Origin of the sequence: Parabacteroides sp. CAG:2 (genome assembly GCF_000436315.1) — a bacterium.
In the GTDB taxonomy this organism is placed as follows: Bacteria; Bacteroidota; Bacteroidia; order Bacteroidales; family Tannerellaceae; genus Parabacteroides; species Parabacteroides distasonis.
Map to the genome: position 1 here is coordinate 1 of NZ_FR885316.1, position 2,316 is coordinate 2,316.

The window sequence follows — 2,316 nt, forward strand, 5'->3', positions numbered from 1 at the left end:
TCACAACAGTATTGGCAAAGAAAGGTCTTTCAGAGTTGCGTTCATTCGATTCTATCGACAACGCTCCTGAAGAAAAAGAGAGAGGTATCACAATCAACACTTCTCACGTAGAGTATCAGACTGCAAACCGTCACTATGCTCACGTAGACTGTCCGGGTCACGCCGACTACGTAAAGAACATGGTAACTGGTGCTGCTCAGATGGATGGTGCTATCATCGTAGTTGCTGCTACTGATGGTCCTATGCCTCAAACTCGCGAGCACATCCTTTTGGCTCGTCAGGTAAACGTTCCGAGATTGGTTGTATTCATGAACAAGTGTGACATGGTTGACGACGAGGAAATGTTGGAATTGGTTGAGATGGAGATGAGAGAGTTGCTTTCATTCTATCAATTCGACGGTGACAACACTCCGATCATCCGTGGTTCTGCTCTTGGTGCATTGAACGGTGATGCTCAATGGGAAGATAAAGTAATGGAGTTGATGGAAGCTTGTGATACTTGGATTCCTCTGCCTCCGCGCGAAATCGACAAGCCGTTCTTGATGCCGGTTGAGGACGTATTCTCAATTACAGGTCGTGGTACTGTTGCTACAGGTCGTATCGAGACAGGTATCGTTAAGGTAGGTGAGGAAGTTCAAATCATCGGTCTTGGCGCTGCTGGTAAGAAATCTGTTGTTACAGGTGTTGAGATGTTCCGTAAGTTATTGGATCAAGGTGAGGCTGGTGACAACGTTGGTTTGTTGCTTCGCGGTATCGATAAGAATGAGATCAAGCGTGGTATGGTAATCTGCCACCCGGGTCAGGTTAAAGAGCATTCTAAGTTCAAGGCTGAGGTTTATATCTTGAAGAAAGAGGAAGGTGGTCGTCACACTCCGTTCCACAACAAATATCGTCCTCAGTTCTACATCCGTACATTGGATGTAACTGGTGAGATCACTTTGCCGGAAGGAACTGAAATGGTAATGCCGGGTGATAACGTAACGATCGAGGTTGAGTTGATCTATCCGGTAGCATGTAGCGTAGGTCTTCGTTTCGCTATCCGCGAGGGTGGACGTACAGTAGGTGCAGGCCAGATCACAGAATTAGAGAACTAATTCAAGCATTAGATAATGTTATAGCCAGTCTTTTTAAGGGCTGGCTATTTCTACGGAAGTAGCTCAGTTGGTAGAGCACTGGTCTCCAAAACCAGGTGTCGGGAGTTCGAGCCTCTCCTTCCGTGCTAAAATCTATAGATTCGATGAAAAAGATAATTACTTATATTAAGGAATCTTATAACGAACTTGTTTATAAAGTTTCTTGGCCTACGAGAGCAGAGCTTTCCAATAGTGCGGTTGTTGTTATGTTTGCTTCCCTTATCATCGCCGCATTGATCTTTGTTGTTGACGGGGCCTTCGAGGCTGTTATGCGTTTCTTCTACAACCAAATTTTCTAATCAGTTAAGGTATGTCTGATATCCAAAAGAAATTTTATGTTCTGCGTGCCATCAGTGGCAAGGAGAACAAGGTACGGGAATATCTAGAGGCTGAGCTGAAGAATACGGATCTGGGAGAATATGTATCTCAAGTCTTGATTCCGACCGAGAAAACCTTTACGGTACGAAACGGTAAGAAGGTCATGAAAGAAAGAGCTTACTTGCCGGGTTATGTACTGGTTGAGGCCGCTTTGGTTGGTGAGGTTGCTCATCGATTGCGGAACATTCCGAACGTGATTGGTTTCTTGGGTGGTTCTGATACCCCCGTGCCATTACGTCCTGCGGAAGTGAATCGTATCTTAGGTACGGTTGACGAGTTGCAGGAACAACAAGAGGATCTGGATATCCAGTTCTATGTTGGCGAGAGTGTGAAGATTACTTTTGGACCGTTCAGCGGTTTCACGGGTATAATCGAAGAGGTCAACGCCGAGAAAAAGAAACTTAAGGTGATGGTTAAGGTCTTCGGACGCAAGACTCCCCTTGAGTTGGGTTATATGCAAGTTGAGAAAGAATAGTACTCTGGTTACGAAAAGTGCTACCTTTCTGTTATTGATGTTATATATCTAAAAAATTTTAGAAACAATGGCTAAAGAAGTTGCTGGACAAATCAAATTGCAGATTAAAGGAGGAGCAGCAAACCCTTCTCCCCCAGTAGGACCTGCTTTGGGTTCTAAGGGTATTAACATTATGGAGTTTTGCAAGCAATTTAATGCCAAGACCCAAGACAAGGCTGGTAAGATATTACCTGTTGTAATTACTTACTATGCCGATAAGTCTTTCGACTTTGTCGTTAAAACTCCTCCTGTGGCAATCCAGTTGTTGGAAGCTACTAAGAAGAAGAGCGG

Annotated in this window: 4 protein-coding genes and 1 tRNA gene; all 5 read left to right on the forward strand. The window is 44.4% G+C overall.

Translation table 11 applies throughout. The features are described 5' to 3' along the window. The coding region (gene tuf / locus QVP94_RS13330) for an elongation factor Tu (RefSeq protein WP_288213283.1) at positions 1-1,094 on the forward strand (1,094 nt) is incomplete at its 5' end. Positions 1,095-1,146: 52 nt separating this feature from the next. Further along, positions 1,147-1,219 (forward strand) — tRNA-Trp (locus QVP94_RS13335). Between the two features lie 18 nt (positions 1,220-1,237). Continuing rightward, a complete protein-coding gene (secE, locus tag QVP94_RS13340; protein ID WP_005854211.1) occupies positions 1,238-1,432 on the forward strand; it encodes a preprotein translocase subunit SecE in 195 nt (64 codons plus the stop codon). Positions 1,433-1,443: 11 nt separating this feature from the next. Next, positions 1,444-1,986, forward strand: a complete 543-nt coding sequence (gene nusG / locus QVP94_RS13345) for a transcription termination/antitermination protein NusG (protein WP_005854213.1) — start codon at positions 1,444-1,446, stop codon at positions 1,984-1,986. Positions 1,987-2,053: 67 nt separating this feature from the next. Beyond that, positions 2,054-2,316 (forward strand): uL11 family ribosomal protein (locus QVP94_RS13350; protein ID WP_502685446.1); only part of this gene is annotated, 263 nt, incomplete at its 3' end.

Excerpts from the sequence above, each read along its gene's own strand:
- secE (WP_005854211.1), top strand. The coding sequence starts at position 1,238 with ATGAAAAAGATAATTACTTATATTAAGGAATCTTATAACGAACTTGTT.
- nusG (WP_005854213.1), top strand. The coding sequence starts at position 1,444 with ATGTCTGATATCCAAAAGAAATTTTATGTTCTGCGTGCCATCAGTGGC.